General features: G+C 69.8%; 16 protein-coding genes and 1 tRNA gene. 9 read left to right on the top strand and 8 right to left on the bottom strand.

The window, feature by feature from the left end:
* From CCN42_RS12625 to pknB, 6 genes are all read left to right on the top strand, one after another.
* On the top strand, positions 1-374 hold a 374-nt coding region (locus CCN42_RS12625; RefSeq protein WP_143661902.1), incomplete at its 5' end, for an FHA domain-containing protein.
* Between the two features lie 10 nt (positions 375-384).
* On the top strand, positions 385-897 hold the full coding sequence (locus CCN42_RS12620; protein ID WP_086169320.1) for an FHA domain-containing protein FhaB/FipA: 513 nt from the start codon (positions 385-387) through the stop codon (positions 895-897).
* Between the two features lie 140 nt (positions 898-1,037).
* Positions 1,038-2,567, top strand: coding sequence for a Stp1/IreP family PP2C-type Ser/Thr phosphatase (locus tag CCN42_RS12615; RefSeq protein ID WP_086735437.1), 1,530 nt, complete (start codon positions 1,038-1,040; stop codon positions 2,565-2,567).
* A gap of 27 nt (positions 2,568-2,594) precedes the next feature.
* Positions 2,595-4,034, top strand: coding sequence for an FtsW/RodA/SpoVE family cell cycle protein (locus CCN42_RS12610; RefSeq protein WP_086735435.1), 1,440 nt, complete (start codon positions 2,595-2,597; stop codon positions 4,032-4,034).
* Positions 4,031-5,503 (top strand): peptidoglycan D,D-transpeptidase FtsI family protein, encoded by a 1,473-nt coding sequence (locus CCN42_RS12605; protein ID WP_086735433.1) that lies wholly within the window; start codon positions 4,031-4,033, stop codon positions 5,501-5,503. Before CCN42_RS12610 ends, CCN42_RS12605 begins: the two co-directional genes overlap by 4 nt.
* Positions 5,504-5,671: 168 nt before the next feature.
* Positions 5,672-7,675: a Stk1 family PASTA domain-containing Ser/Thr kinase gene (gene pknB, locus CCN42_RS12595; RefSeq protein WP_086735429.1), complete on the top strand. Its 2,004-nt coding sequence runs from the start codon at positions 5,672-5,674 to the stop codon at positions 7,673-7,675.
* Positions 7,676-7,763: 88 nt separating this feature from the next.
* Here pknB and CCN42_RS12590 read toward each other — a convergent pair whose 3' ends face one another.
* The 5 genes from CCN42_RS12590 to CCN42_RS12570 form a co-directional block, all read right to left on the bottom strand.
* A complete protein-coding gene (locus CCN42_RS12590; RefSeq protein ID WP_086735427.1) occupies positions 7,764-8,513 on the bottom strand; it encodes a class E sortase in 750 nt (249 codons plus the stop codon).
* A 13-nt stretch (positions 8,514-8,526) separates the two neighbouring features.
* Positions 8,527-9,582, bottom strand: coding sequence for a class E sortase (locus tag CCN42_RS12585; RefSeq protein WP_086735425.1), 1,056 nt, complete (start codon positions 9,580-9,582; stop codon positions 8,527-8,529).
* A complete protein-coding gene (locus CCN42_RS12580; protein ID WP_043502438.1) occupies positions 9,579-10,217 on the bottom strand; it encodes an aminodeoxychorismate/anthranilate synthase component II in 639 nt (212 codons plus the stop codon). Before CCN42_RS12580 ends, CCN42_RS12585 begins: the two co-directional genes overlap by 4 nt.
* A complete protein-coding gene (locus CCN42_RS12575; protein WP_208869021.1) occupies positions 10,214-10,411 on the bottom strand; it encodes a hypothetical protein in 198 nt (65 codons plus the stop codon). The genes CCN42_RS12580 and CCN42_RS12575 overlap by 4 nt, the downstream gene beginning before the upstream one ends.
* A gap of 68 nt (positions 10,412-10,479) precedes the next feature.
* Positions 10,480-11,259 (bottom strand): DUF881 domain-containing protein, encoded by a 780-nt coding sequence (locus tag CCN42_RS12570; RefSeq protein WP_086735423.1) that lies wholly within the window; start codon positions 11,257-11,259, stop codon positions 10,480-10,482.
* Between the two features lie 141 nt (positions 11,260-11,400).
* On the opposite strand from CCN42_RS12570, the gene crgA reads away from it, so the two are divergent.
* The gene (gene crgA / locus CCN42_RS12565; protein ID WP_086169328.1) at positions 11,401-11,655 is read left to right on the top strand and encodes a cell division protein CrgA; all 255 of its coding nucleotides are present in this window, start codon (positions 11,401-11,403) and stop codon (positions 11,653-11,655) included.
* Between the two features lie 278 nt (positions 11,656-11,933).
* Here crgA and CCN42_RS12560 read toward each other — a convergent pair whose 3' ends face one another.
* Together CCN42_RS12560 and CCN42_RS12555 are read right to left on the bottom strand one after the other, a co-directional pair.
* Positions 11,934-12,827, bottom strand: a complete 894-nt coding sequence (locus CCN42_RS12560; protein ID WP_086735421.1) for a rhomboid family intramembrane serine protease — start codon at positions 12,825-12,827, stop codon at positions 11,934-11,936.
* 122 nt (positions 12,828-12,949) lie between these two features.
* Positions 12,950-13,483, bottom strand: coding sequence for a peptidylprolyl isomerase (locus CCN42_RS12555; protein WP_086169330.1), 534 nt, complete (start codon positions 13,481-13,483; stop codon positions 12,950-12,952).
* A gap of 320 nt (positions 13,484-13,803) precedes the next feature.
* On the opposite strand from CCN42_RS12555, the gene CCN42_RS12550 reads away from it, so the two are divergent.
* The gene (locus CCN42_RS12550; RefSeq protein ID WP_086735420.1) at positions 13,804-14,508 is read left to right on the top strand and encodes a DUF5324 family protein; all 705 of its coding nucleotides are present in this window, start codon (positions 13,804-13,806) and stop codon (positions 14,506-14,508) included.
* Positions 14,509-15,040: 532 nt separating this feature from the next.
* On the opposite strand, the gene CCN42_RS12545 is transcribed toward CCN42_RS12550, so the two are convergent.
* Positions 15,041-15,113: transfer RNA gene (locus tag CCN42_RS12545), tRNA-Ala, on the bottom strand.
* Positions 15,114-15,296: 183 nt separating this feature from the next.
* On the opposite strand from CCN42_RS12545, the gene CCN42_RS12540 reads away from it, so the two are divergent.
* Entirely contained in the window at positions 15,297-15,845 is a 549-nt protein-coding gene (locus CCN42_RS12540) for a helix-turn-helix domain-containing protein (protein ID WP_086169332.1), read from the top strand.
* Positions 15,846-15,900: the final 55 nt, after the last annotated feature.

The raw sequence follows: 15,900 nt of genomic DNA, 5'->3' as shown, positions 1-15,900 counted from the left end.
CCGCCCCACCGCCCGGGGCCCGCCCCGGCGGCTACGGCTATCCGCCGGCCGCGGCCGGCCAGCGTCCTCCCGCCGCGCCGGCGGCCGGCGGACGCACCCGCTACTGGATCGAGATCAACGGCACCCGCCATCAGATCTCCCGCCCGACGCTGGTGCTGGGCCGCAGCACCGACGCCGACGTGCGGATCGACGACCCCGGCGTGAGCCGCCGGCACTGCGAGATCCGGACCGGAACGCCCTCGACGATCCAGGATCTCGGGTCCACCAACGGCATCGTGGTGGACGGGCAGCACACCACCCGCGCTACGCTCCGCGACGGCTCGCGGATCGTCGTGGGCAGCACCACCGTTATCTATAGGCAAGCCGAAGGGTGATCCGGGGGCAATGTCAGAGCTGACCCTCACGGTCATGCGGCTGGGTTTCCTGGCCGTACTGTGGCTGTTCGTGATCGTGGCCGTGCAGGTCATCCGCAGCGACCTGTTCGGTACGCGCGTCACTCAGCGCGCATCCCGGCGGGACGCCGGCCGGCCGCAGCAGTCCGCAGCACGCCAGGCGCCGCCGCAGCAGCGCCAGCAGCCCGCGGGCGGCCGCGCCCGCCGCAACGCTCCCACCAAGCTGGTCGTGACCGAGGGCACCCTCACGGGCACCACCGTCGCGCTGCAGGGCCAGACCATCACGCTGGGCCGGGCGCACGACAGCACCATCGTGCTGGACGACGACTACGCCTCCAGCCGGCACGCCAGGATCTACCCGGACCGGGACGGCCAGTGGATCGTCGAGGACCTCGGGTCCACCAACGGCACGTACCTGGACCGGTCCCGCCTCACGACTCCGACGCCGATCCCGCTGGGTGCGCCGATCCGCATCGGCAAGACCGTCATCGAGCTGCGGAAGTAGTGCTACGTCATGAATGAGCGCGAGCGGAGCGAGCACGCAGCGGCGGTCCACACCCGGGGCCCCGGCGCGCTCCCGACCGGAGGGTGGGCAGTGTGGCTCGACACGATCGGCTGTACCCGGAGCCGACGGGCGAGGTGCGCATGAGTCTGTCACTGCGCTTCGCCGCCGGTTCGCACAAGGGCATGATCCGCGAGGGCAACGAGGACTCGGGTTACGCGGGCCCCCGGCTGCTCGCCATCGCCGACGGCATGGGCGGCGCCGCCGCCGGCGAGGTCGCCTCCTCCGAGGCGATCTCCACCATCGTCGCCCTCGACGACGACATCCCCGGCTCCGACGTGCTCACCTCGCTCGGCGTGGCCGTGCAGCGGGCCAACGACCAGCTGCGGCAGATGGTCGAGGAGGACCCGTCCCTGGAGGGCATGGGCACCACGCTCACCGCCCTGCTGTGGACCGGCCAGCGGCTCGGCCTGGTGCACGTCGGCGACTCGCGCGCCTACCTGCTGCGCGACGGCGTCCTCACCCAGATCACCCAGGACCACACCTGGGTGCAGCGGCTGGTCGACGAGGGCCGGATCACCGAGGAAGAGGCCACCACCCACCCGCAGCGCTCCCTGCTGATGCGCGCCCTCGGCAGCGGCGACCACGTGGAACCCGACCTGTCGATCCGCGAGGTCCGGGCCGGTGACCGCTACCTGATCTGCTCCGACGGGCTGTCCGGGGTCGTCTCCCACCAGACGATGGAGGACACCCTCGCCAGCTACCAGGGCCCGCAGGAGACCGTGCAGGAGCTGATCCAGCTCGCGCTGCGCGGCGGCGGCCCCGACAACATCACGGTGATCGTCGCGGACGTCCTCGACCTGGACACCGGCGACACCCTCGCCGGGCAGCTGTCCGACACCCCGGTGGTGGTCGGCGCGGTCGCCGAGAACCAGCACCAGCTGTCCGACAACGGCATCATGCAGACCCCCGCCGGCCGCGCCTCCGGCCTCGGCCGCCAGGTGCCCGGCCAGGGCGGCGGCGGCGAGTTCGGCCCGCCGGGCTCCGGCGACGTCACCGGCTTCATCCCCGCGGGCGGCTTCGGCGACTACGACGAGGACGACTTCACCAAACCGCGCAAGAACCGCCGGTGGCTCAAACGGTCCTTCTACGGCGTCCTCGCGCTGGCCGTGGTCGGCGGCGGCCTCTACGGCGGCTACCGCTGGACCCAGACCCAGTACTACGTGGGCGCCAACGGCGAGCACGTCGCCCTGTACCGCGGCATCAGCCAGGACCTGGCCTGGGTGTCGCTGTCCGAGGTGGAGAAGGACCACCCGGAGATCGAACTCAAGTACCTGCCTCCCTACCAGCGGAAACTGGTCGAGGGGACGATCACCGAAGGCAGCCTGAAGAACGCCCGGGCGAAGATCGGCGAACTGGCCGTGCAGGCCTCCGCATGCCGCAAGCAGGCGGAGCAGCGCGCCGCCGAGCGCGAGAACAACGCGCGCACCGGCGAGGGCGAGGCCGGCGGCGCCACGGGAACCACCCGCACCTCCGTTACGTCCAAGGCATCGCCGAGCCCCTCGGTGTCCCCGAACCCGTCCGCGTCCGCGACCCCGACCGCCACTCCCAGCCCCGGCCCCAGCCTCTCGGAGGAAGAGCAGAAGGTCGTCTCGCTGTGCGGTAAGCAGTAGGCAAGCCGTGAGAGGCCCTGTCACACGATGAGCAGTACTACCAACACGCCGACGCACCACACGTCCACGATCGGCTCCATCGGTACGCCGAGCCGCCGCAACACCGAGCTGGCCCTGCTGGTCTTCGCGGTGGTCATCCCGGTCTTCGCGTACGCCAATGTGGGCCTCGCGATCAACGGGCAGGTGCCGTCCGGTCTGCTGAGCTACGGCCTGGGCCTCGGCCTGCTGGCCGGTATCGCGCATCTCGTCGTACGGAAGTTCGCGCCGTACGCGGATCCGCTGCTGCTGCCGCTGGCCACCCTGCTGAACGGGCTGGGACTGGTCGCGATCTGGCGGCTGGACCAGTCGAAGCTGCTGCAGTCGCTGCCCACCTTCGTCACGGCCGCGCCCCGGCAGCTGCTGTACACCGCGCTGGGCATCGCCCTGTTCATCGGGGTGCTGATCTTCCTGAAGGACCACCGCGTCCTGCAGCGCTACACCTACATCTCGATGTTCGTCGCCCTGGTGCTGCTGATCCTGCCGCTGGTGCCGGGCCTGGGCACGGACGTCTTCGGCGCGAAGATCTGGATCAAGATCCCCGGCCTGGGCACCCTCCAGCCCGGTGAGTTCGCGAAGATCGTCCTCGCCGTCTTCTTCGCCGGCTACCTGATGGTGAAGCGGGACGCCCTGGCGCTCGCCAGCCGCCGGTTCATGGGCCTGTACCTGCCGCGCGGCCGCGACCTCGGCCCGATCGTGGTCGTCTGGGCGATCTCGATCCTCATCCTGGTCTTCGAGACCGACCTCGGCACCTCGCTGCTGTTCTTCGGAATGTTCGTCATCATGCTGTACGTCGCCACCGAGCGGACCAGCTGGATCGTCTTCGGTCTGCTGATGTCCGCGGTCGGCGCCGTCGGCGTGGCGAGCTTCGAGCCGCACATCCAGCAGCGCGTGGACGCCTGGCTGGACCCGATGCGCGAGTACATGCTCTCCCGGCAGGGCGTCGTCGGCCACTCCGAGCAGGCCATGCAGGCGCTGTGGGCGTTCGGCTCCGGCGGCACCCTCGGCACCGGCTGGGGCCAGGGCCACTCCGAGCTGATCCGCTTCGCCGCCAACTCCGACTTCATCCTCGCTACCTTCGGCGAGGAGCTGGGCCTGGCCGGCGTGATGGCGATCCTGCTGATCTACGGACTGATCGTGGAGCGCGGCGTGCGCACCGCCCTCGCCGCCCGCGACCCGTTCGGCAAGCTGCTCGCCATCGGCCTGTCCGGCGCCTTCGCGCTCCAGGTCTTCGTGGTGGCCGGCGGTGTGATGGGCCTCATCCCGCTGACCGGTATGACGATGCCGTTCCTCGCGTACGGCGGTTCGTCCGTGCTGGCCAACTGGGCGCTGATCGGCATCCTGCTGCGGATCAGCGACACCGCGCGCCGCCCGGCCCCGTCCCCCGCCCCCAACCCCGATGCCGAGATGACCCAGGTGGTCCGCCCGTGAACAAGCCCCTGCGACGGATCGCGATCTTCTGCGGGCTGCTCATGCTGACGCTGCTGATCCGCGACAATTGGCTCCAGTACGTCCGCGCGGACGAACTGGCGTCGGACACCGACAACCGCCGGGTGGCCATCGAGCGCTACGCCACCCCGCGCGGCGACATCATCGTCGACGGCAAGGCGATCACCGGCTCCAAGAAGGCCGAGCGCGGCGACTTCGAGTACGTCCGCACCTACAAGGACGGCCCCATGTGGGCGCCCGTCACCGGCTACGCCTCCCAGGCCTTCGGCACCAACCAGCTGGAGAACCTCGAGGACGGCATCCTCACCGGCAACGACGACCGGCTCTTCTTCCGCAACACCCTCGACATGCTCACGGGGGAGAAGAAGGAAGGCGGCAACGTCGTCACCACCCTCAACGCCGCCGCGCAGAAGGCGGCGTACGAGGGCCTGAAGGAGCGCGGCAAGGGCGCCGTCGCCGCGATCGAGCCGTCCACCGGGAAGATCCTGGCGCTGGCCTCCTACCCGTCGTACGACCCGTCGACGATCGCCGGCTACTCCGACGACGACCAGAAGGCCTGGAACAAGCTCCAGAAGAAGAACAACCCGAACGACCCGATGCTCAACCGGGCCCTGCGCGAGACCTACCCGCCGGGCTCCACGTTCAAGGTCGTCACCGCCGCCGCCGCGCTGGAGTACGGCAAGTACCCGGACCCGGACGAGCCGACCGACACCCCGCTGCCGTGGACCATGCCCGGCACCACCACCCCGCTGAAGAACGACGGCAACCACCCCTGCAAGAACGCCACCCTGCGGGTCGCGCTCCAGTGGTCCTGCAACACCGTCTTCGGCAAGGTCGGCTCCGAGATCGGCAACGACAAGATGCTGGAGAAGGCCAAGGACTTCGGCTTCACCACCGAGCAGTTCACGCCGGTGCGCGCCAACGCCTCGGTCTTCTCCGAGGACATGGCGCCCTCCGAGGTCGCGCTGTCCTCCATCGGCCAGTTCAACACCGCCGCGACCCCGCTGCAGATGGCCATGGTCGCCTCGGCGGTCGCCAACGACGGCTCCCTGATGAAGCCGTACATGGTCGACAAGCTCCAGGCGCCGAACCTCGACACCCTCGAGCAGACGGACCCGGAGGAGCTGAGCCGGCCGCTGTCGGAGGAGAACGCGCAGAAGCTCCAGTCGATGATGGAGACCGTCGTCGAGGAGGGCACCGGCTCCACGGCCAAGATCGACGGCGTCAAGGTCGGCGGCAAGACCGGTACCGCCCAGCACGGTGTCGACAACAGCGAGAAGCCGTACGCCTGGTTCATCTCCTACGCCAAGCTCAGCGACGGCAGCTCCCCGGTCGCCGTCGCCGTGGTGGTCGAGGACGAGGAGGCCGACCGCGGAGACATCTCCGGCGGCGGTCTCGCGGCCCCCATCGCCAAGAGCGTGATGGAGGCGGTCATCGGCAACCGGAAGTGACCCCGCTCACGTCCCCTTCACATCGGTGCACGTTGCGATACCGGTCCTGTATCGGGTGACGGGCTTGGCCAGGTCACAGAAAGCGAGCCGGGTACGGTAGGGCCCGGACGGCACCTCCGACCGCACGAGTGAACGGTCGGGACCGACGGAGAGGGCTGGTAGGAAGCTATGGAAGAGCCGCGTCGCCTCGGCGGCCGGTACGAGCTGGGCCAGGTGCTCGGCCGCGGTGGCATGGCAGAGGTATATCTCGCCCATGACACGCGCCTCGGCCGCACCGTGGCGGTGAAGACGCTGCGCGCCGATCTCGCGCGCGACCCGTCCTTCCAGGCCCGGTTCCGCCGGGAGGCCCAGTCGGCCGCCTCGCTCAACCATCCCGCGATCGTCGCGGTCTACGACACGGGCGAGGACTACATCGACGGGGTCTCGATCCCGTACATCGTGATGGAGTACGTCGACGGCTCCACGCTCCGTGAACTGCTGCACTCCGGCCGCAAGCTGCTGCCGGAGCGCGCCATGGAGATGACCATCGGCATCCTCCAGGGCCTGGAGTACGCCCACCGCAACGGCATCGTCCACCGCGACATCAAGCCGGCGAACGTCATGCTGACCCGCAACGGCCAGGTCAAGGTGATGGACTTCGGCATCGCCCGCGCCATGGGCGACGCCGGGATGACCATGACCCAGACCGCAGCCGTGATCGGCACCGCCCAGTACCTCTCCCCGGAGCAGGCCAAGGGCGAGCAGGTCGACGCGCGGTCGGACCTGTACTCCACCGGCTGCCTGCTCTACGAGCTGCTGACGGTGCGCCCGCCGTTCGTCGGCGACTCCCCGGTCGCCGTCGCGTACCAGCACGTGCGGGAGGAGCCGCAGCCGCCGTCGGTGTTCGACCCCGAGATCACGCCGGAGATGGACGCCATCGTCCTCAAGGCGCTGACCAAGGACCCGAACTACCGCTACCAGTCGGCCGACGAGATGCGCGCCGACATCGAGGCCTGCCTCGACGGCGCCCCCGTCGCGGCCACCGCCGCGATGGGCTCCGTGGGCTACGGCGGCTACCCGGACGACCAGCCGACGACGGCCCTGCGCTCCACCGACGGCGGCGCCACCTCGATGCTGCCCCCGATGAACCCGGACGACGCCGGCTACGGCTACGACGACCGCCCCGACCGGCGCCGTCAGAAGAAGTCCAGCACCTCGACGGTCCTGCTGGTCGTCGCCGCGGTGCTGGTCCTCGTCGGCGCGATCCTCATCGGCAAGTTCGCGTTCAGCGGCGAAGGCGCGGGCGACGACAAGGTGTCGGTGCCGCAGTTCGTCGGCCTGACCAAGGCCGACGCGGAGAAGCGGGCATTCAACTCCGACCTTCAGCTGGCCTTCGAGGAGAAGCCCTGCGAGGAGCAGCCGAAGGGCCACGTCTGCGAGCAGAACCCGCCGCAGGACGCCGAGGTCGACAAGGACTCCACGGTCAGCCTGGTGGTCTCCACCGGCGCTCCCAAGGTCGCCGTGCCCAGTGTGATCGGCGACAGCCTGGAAGAGGCCAAGTCGAAGCTGGAGGACGACAAGTACGGCTTCAAGGTCGAGACGGAGAGCAAGGAGTCCCCGGAGGAGCCCGGCACCGTCCTCGAACAGGACCCCGTCTCCGGCCAGGAGGTCCAGAAGGGCTCCACGATCACGCTGATCGTCGCGAAGGAGAAGGAGCAGGCGACGGTACCGCCGGTCTCCGGCTCCTGTGACGAGGCGAAGGCGCAGCTCCAGGCCAACGGACTGGCCGGTGAGTGCACCGAGGTCCCGACCGCCGACCCGAACCAGGACGGCAAGGTCATCGAGACCACCCCGCCGGCCGGCACCGCCGTCGACCCGGGCTCGACGGTGACGATCAAGATCGGCAAGCTCCAGCAGCAGAAGACCAAGGTCCCGGACGTCCGCAACAAGACGGTCGGCCAGGCGAAGCAGGAGCTGGCCGCGGCCGGGTTCACCAGCATCCAGTTCGCGGGCGGCAGCGACCAGAGCGACACCGCGCTGGTGATCGACCAGGATCCGGACGGCGGCAACGAGGTCGACAACCCGGGCCAGACGACGATCACGCTGACGACCATCGGTTTCGGCGGCGGCAACAACGGCGGGGGCAACGGCAACGGCGGAGGCGGCTTCTTCGGAGGCGGCGACGGCGGCTGACCGGCGCACCCCGGCAGTACGGAAAAGTCCCGGCGGCCCGAGAGGGCGGCCGGGACTTTCCCGTGGGTGCAGCGCGGTGGCTCCCGCGTCAGCGCAGCTCCCGCGGCGGGGTGCGGTCCTCGTCGACCTTTTCCACCCGCTCCAGTTCGCCCCAGACGATGTACCGGTAGCGGCTGGTGTAGATCGGGGTGCAGGTGGTCAGGGTGATGTACTTGCCGGCCTTCTTCCGCCCGGACTCCCTGGGGACCGCGTCGAGGACCTCGACGTTGTACTTCGAGGTCTCGGGGAGGGTGGCGTAGACCTTGTAGACGTACCAGGTGTCCTTCGTCTCGAAGACGATCGGGTCACCCTTCTTCAGCTTGTGGATGTTGTGGAACTCGGCGCCGTGCCCGTCGCGGTGGGCGGCGACGGCGAAGTTGCCGTTCCTGCCGCTGGTCGGCAGGGTCGCCTTGACCGGGTCGGTGTAGTAGCCGGCGACACCGTTGTTGAGGATCTTGGCCGAGGTGCCCTTCTTGACCAGGATCTCTTCCTTGTTCATGGCCGGCACGTGCAGGAAGCCGATGCCGTCCCGGATGTCCAGGGCGCCCGGCCCGCCGCTGCCCTCATGGGCCCAGGTGTCGCGGACCCTGTCGCCCTCCCGGTCCGCCTCGCGGTCGGCGAGGACGTTCGTCCACCACAGCGAGTAGACGACGAACAGGCCGAGCACCAGACCCGCGGTGATGAGGAGTTCGCCGAGGACACCGACCGCCGCCGCGATCCTGCCGGGGCGGCGGCGGGGCGTGGGCGCGGTCCCGGGCGCCGCCGTGTGCTCTTCGGTGTCGTCGGTGGTCGCTGCCACGAGTCATCTGCCCTTACCTGACGAGCGCATCCGGCTTGCCCTTGCTGCGCGGCCGTTCCTCGACCATCTTGCCCCAGACGATCAGCCGGTACTTGCTGGTGAACTCCGGCGTGCAGGTGGTCAGGGTGATGTACCGGCCGGGAGCGGTGAACCCCGAGCCCTTCGGCACGGGATCGAGCACGCTCACATTGCTCGGCGGGGTCACCGGGAGCATCGACGCCGTCTTGTAGACGTAGTACGTGTCCTGCGTCTCGACGATGATCGGGTCGCCCGGCTGGAGCCTGTTGATGTACCGGAACGGCTCGCCGTGCGTGTTGCGGTGGCCCGCCAGCCCGAAGTTGCCGGTCCTGGCGCTGGGCATGGCCGTCTTCAGGGCGCCCTCGGCGTAGTGCCCGACCATGCCGCGGTCCAGCACCTTCTTGCTGCTGATGCCCTCGGCGATCGGGACGACGACGTCCAGCTCGGGGATGTGCAGCAGGGCGAAGCCCTGGCCCGGTTCGAAGGCGCCGGGGTTGCGCCTGCCGCTCGCCCAGTCGTCCTGGAGCTGGCTCGCCTCGTTGCCGGCCTGGGCGTGCGCCCGGACGTTCGTCCACCACAGCTGGTAGGTGACGAACAACAGCATCAGCACGCCGGTGGTGATGAACACCTCGCCGATCACCCGGCTGGCGATCACTCCCGGGCCGGGCTTGCGGGCCTTCGCCAGGCGGCGGGCCTCGACCCGGGAGAGCGGGGCCCTCGGCTCGCCGCCCTCGCTCTCCACGGCGGGCTCGGGAGCCGCGCCCTTGCGACGGCGCCCGTGACGCCCCTTGGCGGCCCTTCTGCGGGCCGCTCGGCCGCCGGGTGCGGCGGCGGGCCCGGAGGGGGCCCGGCGGGCCGGAACGGGGTCACCGGGCGGCTCGGCGCGGCGCAGCGCCACCGTCTCGTCGTCGGCGGGCGGCTCGTACGGGGCGGTGTCGTCGTACGCCGGCAGGTACCGCGTCTGCGCCTGCGCGTCCCCGAGCGCGCCGGAGTCCTCGTACGGCTGCTGCCCGTACGAGGTGCTCTCGCGCTCGGGGCGCAGCGCGGTCACGCCGTGGCCCTGCCCACCACCGGGGCCAGCCCCTCGGAGCGGGCCGGCGCGCCCTGGTCGCCGCATTCCGCCAGCCAGTTGGCCAGCATGCGGTGCCCGTGCTCGGTGAGCACCGACTCGGGATGGAACTGGACGCCCTCGACGGGCAGTTCGCGGTGGCGCAGGCCCATGATGATGCCGTCCCGCGTCCGCGCGGTGACCTCCAGCTCGGCCGGGACGGTCGGCGGCTCGGCGGCCAGGGAGTGGTAGCGGGTCGCGGTGAACGGCGAGGGCAGGCCCGCGAAGACGCCCTTGCCCTCGTGCTCGACCAGCGAGGTCTTGCCGTGCAGCAGTTCGGGCGCCCGGTCGACCACGCCGCCGTACGCCACCTGCATCGACTGCATGCCCAGGCAGACCCCGAAGACGGGCACGCCGGTCGCCGCGCAGTGGCGGACCATGTCGATGCAGACCCCCGCCTGCTCGGGCGCTCCGGGGCCGGGCGACAGCAGCACGCCGTCGAAGCCGTCCTGGGCGTGCGTGGTCGACACCTCGTCGTTGCGGAGCACCTCGCACTCGGCGCCCAGCTGGTACAGGTACTGGACCAGGTTGAAGACGAAGCTGTCGTAGTTGTCGACGACGAGAATGCGCGCGCTCACTGGCTGTCCACCGTCACATCGTTGAAGGGAAGAAGCGGTTCCGCCCACGGGAAGACGTACTGGAAGAGGACGTAGACCACGGCCAGGATCAGGACCAGTGAGATCAGCGCCTTCACCCACACGTTGCCCGGCAGATGCCGCCAGATCCAGCCGTACATGCCGTCCCTTCCGTCGTACCACGGCACCAGACTCACGCCGTACGGCACCAGACTAGCGGCGCGGGGCCTCGGGCCGGCCTGCCTTCCGGACGGCTCGTCCGGGCCTACTCCACGGGCTTCGCGTGGTGCAGGTCCACCGTGCCGGAGTAGCCGGGCAGGGTCACCGTCCCGTTCTCCTCGACCTTCCAGCCCAGGCCGTAGACGTTGACGTACACCATGTAGTTCTGGATCGCCGGGCTCTCGGCGAGCGCCTTCTGCAGCCTGTCGGGGTCGCCGACCGCCTGGATCTTGTACGGCGGCGAGTAGACGCGGCCCTGGAGGATCAGGGTGTTGCCGACGCAGCGCACGGCGCTGGTGGAGATCAGCCGCTGGTCCATGACCTTGATGCCCTCGGCGCCGCCCTGCCACAGGGCGTTCACCACGGCCTGGAGGTCCTGCTGGTGGATGACCAGGTAGTCCGGCTGCGGCTCGGGATAGCCGGGGAGCTTGGCCGTGGCGTTCGGCGGGGCGTCGTCCAGGGTGACGGTGACGGCCTCGCCGGTGACCTTCTGGGTGCCGGCGCTCTTCTCCAGGGCGGCCAGCTTCTCGTCCTCGGCCTTGGTACTGCCGTCGTCGCGTTCGGCGAGGGCTTCGACCTGGTCCCGCAGGGCGGCGTTGGACTCGTCCAGTTCGCCGTTCTTGCGACTGCGTTCCTGAATGAGGTCGGAAAGCTTCAGCAAGGACGCATCCGTACGGATATTGGTGCCTTTGGCCGTGTGGAAACTGGTGAAGAAAAGGAGACCGGCGAGCGCGAAGACGCCCACGGTGAGGATCCGGACGGGACGGAAAGATCCCCTGCGGGCAGCACTGGATCCCGGCTGAGGGGAGTCGGCAGAATTGCTCAACGTACCCTTATCTCCTTCGGCGCCACGGAAGCACTACGCTAACGGACGCCCGGGGGAGCACTAAGAGTCCCCTTGTACGCTGCCCCGAGCCCGACCCAGATCCCTGCGCGGCCACGCAGCGCATCGACAGGAGAGACCCTCGTGCCGAAGTCACGTATCCGCAAGAAGGCCGACTACACGCCGCCGCCGTCGAAGCAGGCGACCAGCATCAAGCTGACCAGCCGCGCCTGGGTCGCGCCCGTCATGCTCGCGATGTTCCTCATCGGTCTGGCCTGGATCGTCGTCTTCTATGTGACCGACGGTTCGCTGCCGATCGACGCCCTCGGCAACTGGAACATCGTCGTGGGCTTCGGGTTCATCGCCGCCGGATTCGGTGTCTCGACCCAGTGGAAGTAGACCCTGCCGGGTCGTGAACACAGCTCTGCCCAGGGCTATCCACTGAGTTATCCACAGCCCTTTTCCACAGTGGGGAAAAAGAACGACGATCTGTGGATAACTCGTCGAGGGTTGACGCCGGTGTGACGGAACTACCGGCCACCGAATAGATGTTCGCCCCCTGTCTGACCTGCGGGAACACGGGTCGGGGACAGGGGGCACACCTGTTCCCGCACCCTATGCACAAGATCGGGCACACGCTGTGGACAACCACCCGCTCAAGGGGTGGGCAGGGGTGCTCAGGTGAGCTGGGCCGTCCGCAGCAAGGTCATGCCGACCACCGCCGCCAGCACCAGCGCGCAGGCGCCGTACTGCATCAGCGCCCGCCGCTCCCGCGGCGCGTTCACCATCGCGTAGCCGATCACCACCCCGCCGACCAGGCCGCCGATATGGGCCTGCCAGGAGATGCTGAAGCCCGGGCTGAAGGTGAAGAGCAGATTGATCGCCAGCAGCGCGATCACCGGGCGCATGTCGTAGTTGCGGCGGCGCATCAGCACGGCCGTGGCACCGAACAGGCCGAAGATCGCGCCCGAGGCGCCGAGGGAGGCCGTCGACGCGGGCTGCAGCAGATACGCGAGGCCACTGCCCGCAAGACCGGAGAGCACATAGAGGCTGAGGTAGCGGACCCGGCCGAGCGCCTCCTCCAGCGGAGGGCCGAGGAACCACAGGCTCAGCATGTTGAAGGCGATGTGCCAGATCTCCTCGTGCGTGAACATCGCCGTGACCAGGCGGTACCACTCGCCCTCGGCGACTCCCTGCGTGGGGAGCCAGGGCGCCGGCGGCCACTCGGCGATCAGCACCAGCTTCCCCAGCAGTGTCGAGGAGACGTGCACCCCGATGAACACCGCGAGGTTGAGCAGGAGCAGGATCTTGGTGATCAGCCGGGGGTCACCGGTGACGGCGATGGGCGCTCCGGCGAGATTGCGGGGCTGCGCGGCGTCGGGCCGGTGCCCGGTGCCGGAGCCGCCCCGGACGCACTCCGGGCACTGGAAGCCGACCGAGGCGCTGACCATGCACTCGGGGCAGATCGGCCGCTCGCAGCGGGTGCAGCGCACGCCGGTCTCACGGTCCGGGTGGCGGTAGCAGCCGGGCAGGCTGTGCGCCTCCTGCGGACTTTCCGACACCTGGTCCATGAGGTCCCCTACGTCGTCATGAGCGAGAAACGCCCCTTCCATCCTTACGGACGGAGGGGGCGTTTGGTTCCCTCGCGGACCGGCTCTCGCGGATCAGCTCTCGCGGGCCGGCTCTCGCAAGGTCAGCCCTCGCGGGTCTCCACGACGACCGTCTCGATGACGACGTCGTTGAGCGGGCGGTCGGTGCGCGGGTTGGTCTGGGCGCTCGCGATGGAGTCGACGACCTTCTGGCTGGCCGCGTCGGTCACCTCGCCGAAGATGGTGTGCTTGCGGTTCAGCCAGGCCGTCGGGGAGACGGTGATGAAGAACTGCGAGCCGTTGGTGCCCGGGCCGGCGTTGGCCATGGCCAGCAGGTACGGCTTGTCGAACCGCAGGTCCGGGTGGAACTCGTCCTTGAACTGGTAACCCGGGCCGCCCGTGCCGTTGCCCAGCGGGTCGCCGCCCTGGATCATGAAGCCGCTGATGACCCGGTGGAAGACCGTGCCGTCGTACAGCTTCGCCGTGGACTTCTCACCCGTGGCCGGGTGGGTCCACTGCCGCTCGCCCTTGGCGAGCTCCACGAAGTTCTTGACCGTCTCCGGCGCGTGGTTCGGGAAGAGCCGGACCTCGATGTCGCCGTGGTTGGTCTTCAGGGTGGCGTAAAGCTGCTCAGCCACGATGTGCCTTCCGTTGTCTTCCTGTGACCCCCCGATCCTCGCACGGTCCGGGTCCCGCGTCGCCCGGCGCCCGTGTCCGCCAGCACACGGCGGCGATCCGTGGCATTGTCGACGACAAGTTCCGGTTGCCCCGGATTCACCCCTTGTCGATCCTTTGTAAGCCCTCTTGTCGATCCCCCTGTCGCCCTCCGGCGCACTCCCCGTACGCCCGGGGAGTGACCCGGATGCCCGCCCGCGCATGCCGCACCACGCTTCGGCAGGCATGATCCGTAAAAGGGTGGAAAGTCGAAATACCGTACGCCACCGAGGAGGAGGAACCCGTGACCCGCATCGACAGCGTGCGCGCCGCGACCGGCTCGGCGAAGGACAGCGTGCTGCACGCCGCGGAAGTGGTGGCGCCCTACGCCGACACGGCCAAGGACCGAGCCGCGCTCTACGCGCAGGAGGCCCGTGCGCGCCTCGCGCCCAAGGTGTCGCAGGCCGCCGGGCAGGCCCGCGTCCAGTACGCGGTGCATCTCGCGCCGTACCTGGAGCAGGCCCGCTCGCACGTGCCGCCGAAGGTCGACCACGCCGCCCATGAGGCCGCCTACCGGACCCGCAAGGCCGCACGGCAGGCCGCCGAGTATTCCCGGCCCCGGATCGAACAGGCGGTCGCCGCGGCCGGGCCCGTGAAGAGCGAGGCGACGGCTCGGGGCGCCGCAGCGCTGGCCGCGCTCCGCGGCCAGATCACGCCCGAGGAGATCCAGAAGCTGGTCCGCAAGCACGAGCGCCGCGCGAAGGCCGGCCGTGCGTTCAAGGTCCTGGCGGTACTGGGCCTGATCGGGGGCGGCGCCTTCGCCGCCTGGAAGTGGTGGGACAAGCAGGCCAACCCGGACTGGCTGGTCGAGCCCCCCGCCGCGACCGAGGTGCCCGAGTCCGGCCGGCTGACGTCGGTGGACGGCAGCGACCCGGCGCTGGTGGTGGACCCCGAGGTCCAGGCCAAGGAAGCCGAGGAGGAGGCCGCCGACCGGGACGAGCGCGGCTGAGTACTGCGCCCGCGGCCCGAAGACCGGTGCGGGGCAGGGGAGTTGCGGCTCCCCGGCCCCGCAGCGATGTTTCACGCGCAACCGGTGGGACCGGCGGAACCGGCAGGGCGTCCCCTCTCCGCGAATGTTCGCGAAAGCCAAGTCCGGGTCCGTGACGGGTCGCGTCATGGCCCGCTCGGTCGCGGCTGGCAAACGTAACCCGGTTGCATGTGCGAGCCGGGAACCGGGGCGGTATCCAGCCCCGCCGACGGCCCGTGCGGCCGGCGAACGGCACGACGGCGACCTGCCTACTCACAGGGGGAGAGTCGTCCCCCCGAGGGGACGCGGAGAGGGCCGGTGAGGCGCGGAAGCCGCAGGAGGACGCGGATAGCGCCGTCGGCCCCGCCCAGCGCCCAAGTCGGCGCGCGCCCCAGCCCATCGGTCCCCACGCCCCGAGAATCGAACTCGAGTGCGCTTCGTGCATCCGCACGCCCGGCCCACGCAAAAGCCCCTCCGTCTCGCGTCACCGCAAGCCGGAGGGGCTTTCCCGGAGTGGAGCCTAGGGGAGTCGAACCCCTGACATCCGCCATGCAAAGACGGCGCTCTACCAACTGAGCTAAGGCCCCGTGAGGGAGACGTCCGGCCGGAGGAACCGCATACCGGCGGGCGCCGCAGACCAGAGTAGCGGGTCGCCCCCGGTATCTCGCAAAAAGATTGGGGGGTCCCCGGGAACGACCACTCTCCGTAAGATGCTCGGCGTGGTTCGCTACAGCGAACCGCGGTTTCTGGGGAAGCGATGGGGAGACGCAATGGACGCCGCACAGCAGGAAGCCACCGCAAGAGCGCGGGAACTGCAGCGGAACTGGTATGGGGAGCCGCTGGGGGCGCTCTTCCGCAAGCTCATCGACGATCTTGGTCTCAACCAGGCTCGTCTCGCGGGGGTACTGGGACTGTCGGCACCGATGCTGTCGCAGCTGATGAGCGGTCAGCGGGCGAAGATCGGCAACCCGGCCGTGGTCCAGCGGGTGCAGCTGCTGCAGGAGCTGGCCGGGCAGGTCGCGGACGGCAGCGTGAGCGCGGCCGAGGCCACCGAGCGGATGGAAGAGATCAAGAAGTCGCAAGGGGGCTCGGTGCTCAGCAACACCACGCAGACGACCAACGGTTCGGGGGCGCCCACGGTCAAGCGCGTGGTCCGCGAGATCCAGTCGCTGCTGCGCTCGGTGGCCGCCGCGGGCGACATCATCGAGGCCGCGGACTCCCTCGCCCCGACCCACCCGGAACTGGCCGAATTCCTCCGGGTCTACGGCGCGGGCCGCACCTCCGACGCGGTCGCGCACTACCAGTCCCACCAGAGCTGACCCACCCGGCCCGGACGCCGAAGGGGTGCGGCGGCCGGGCCGGGTGGGTCAGCTC

The sequence above is a fragment of the Streptomyces glaucescens genome (genome assembly GCF_002154375.1).
Taxonomy (GTDB): Bacteria; Actinomycetota; Actinomycetes; order Streptomycetales; family Streptomycetaceae; genus Streptomyces; species Streptomyces glaucescens.
Note: the sequence above shows the minus strand (reverse complement) of the source record. Positions and strands in the feature narration are given on the sequence as shown.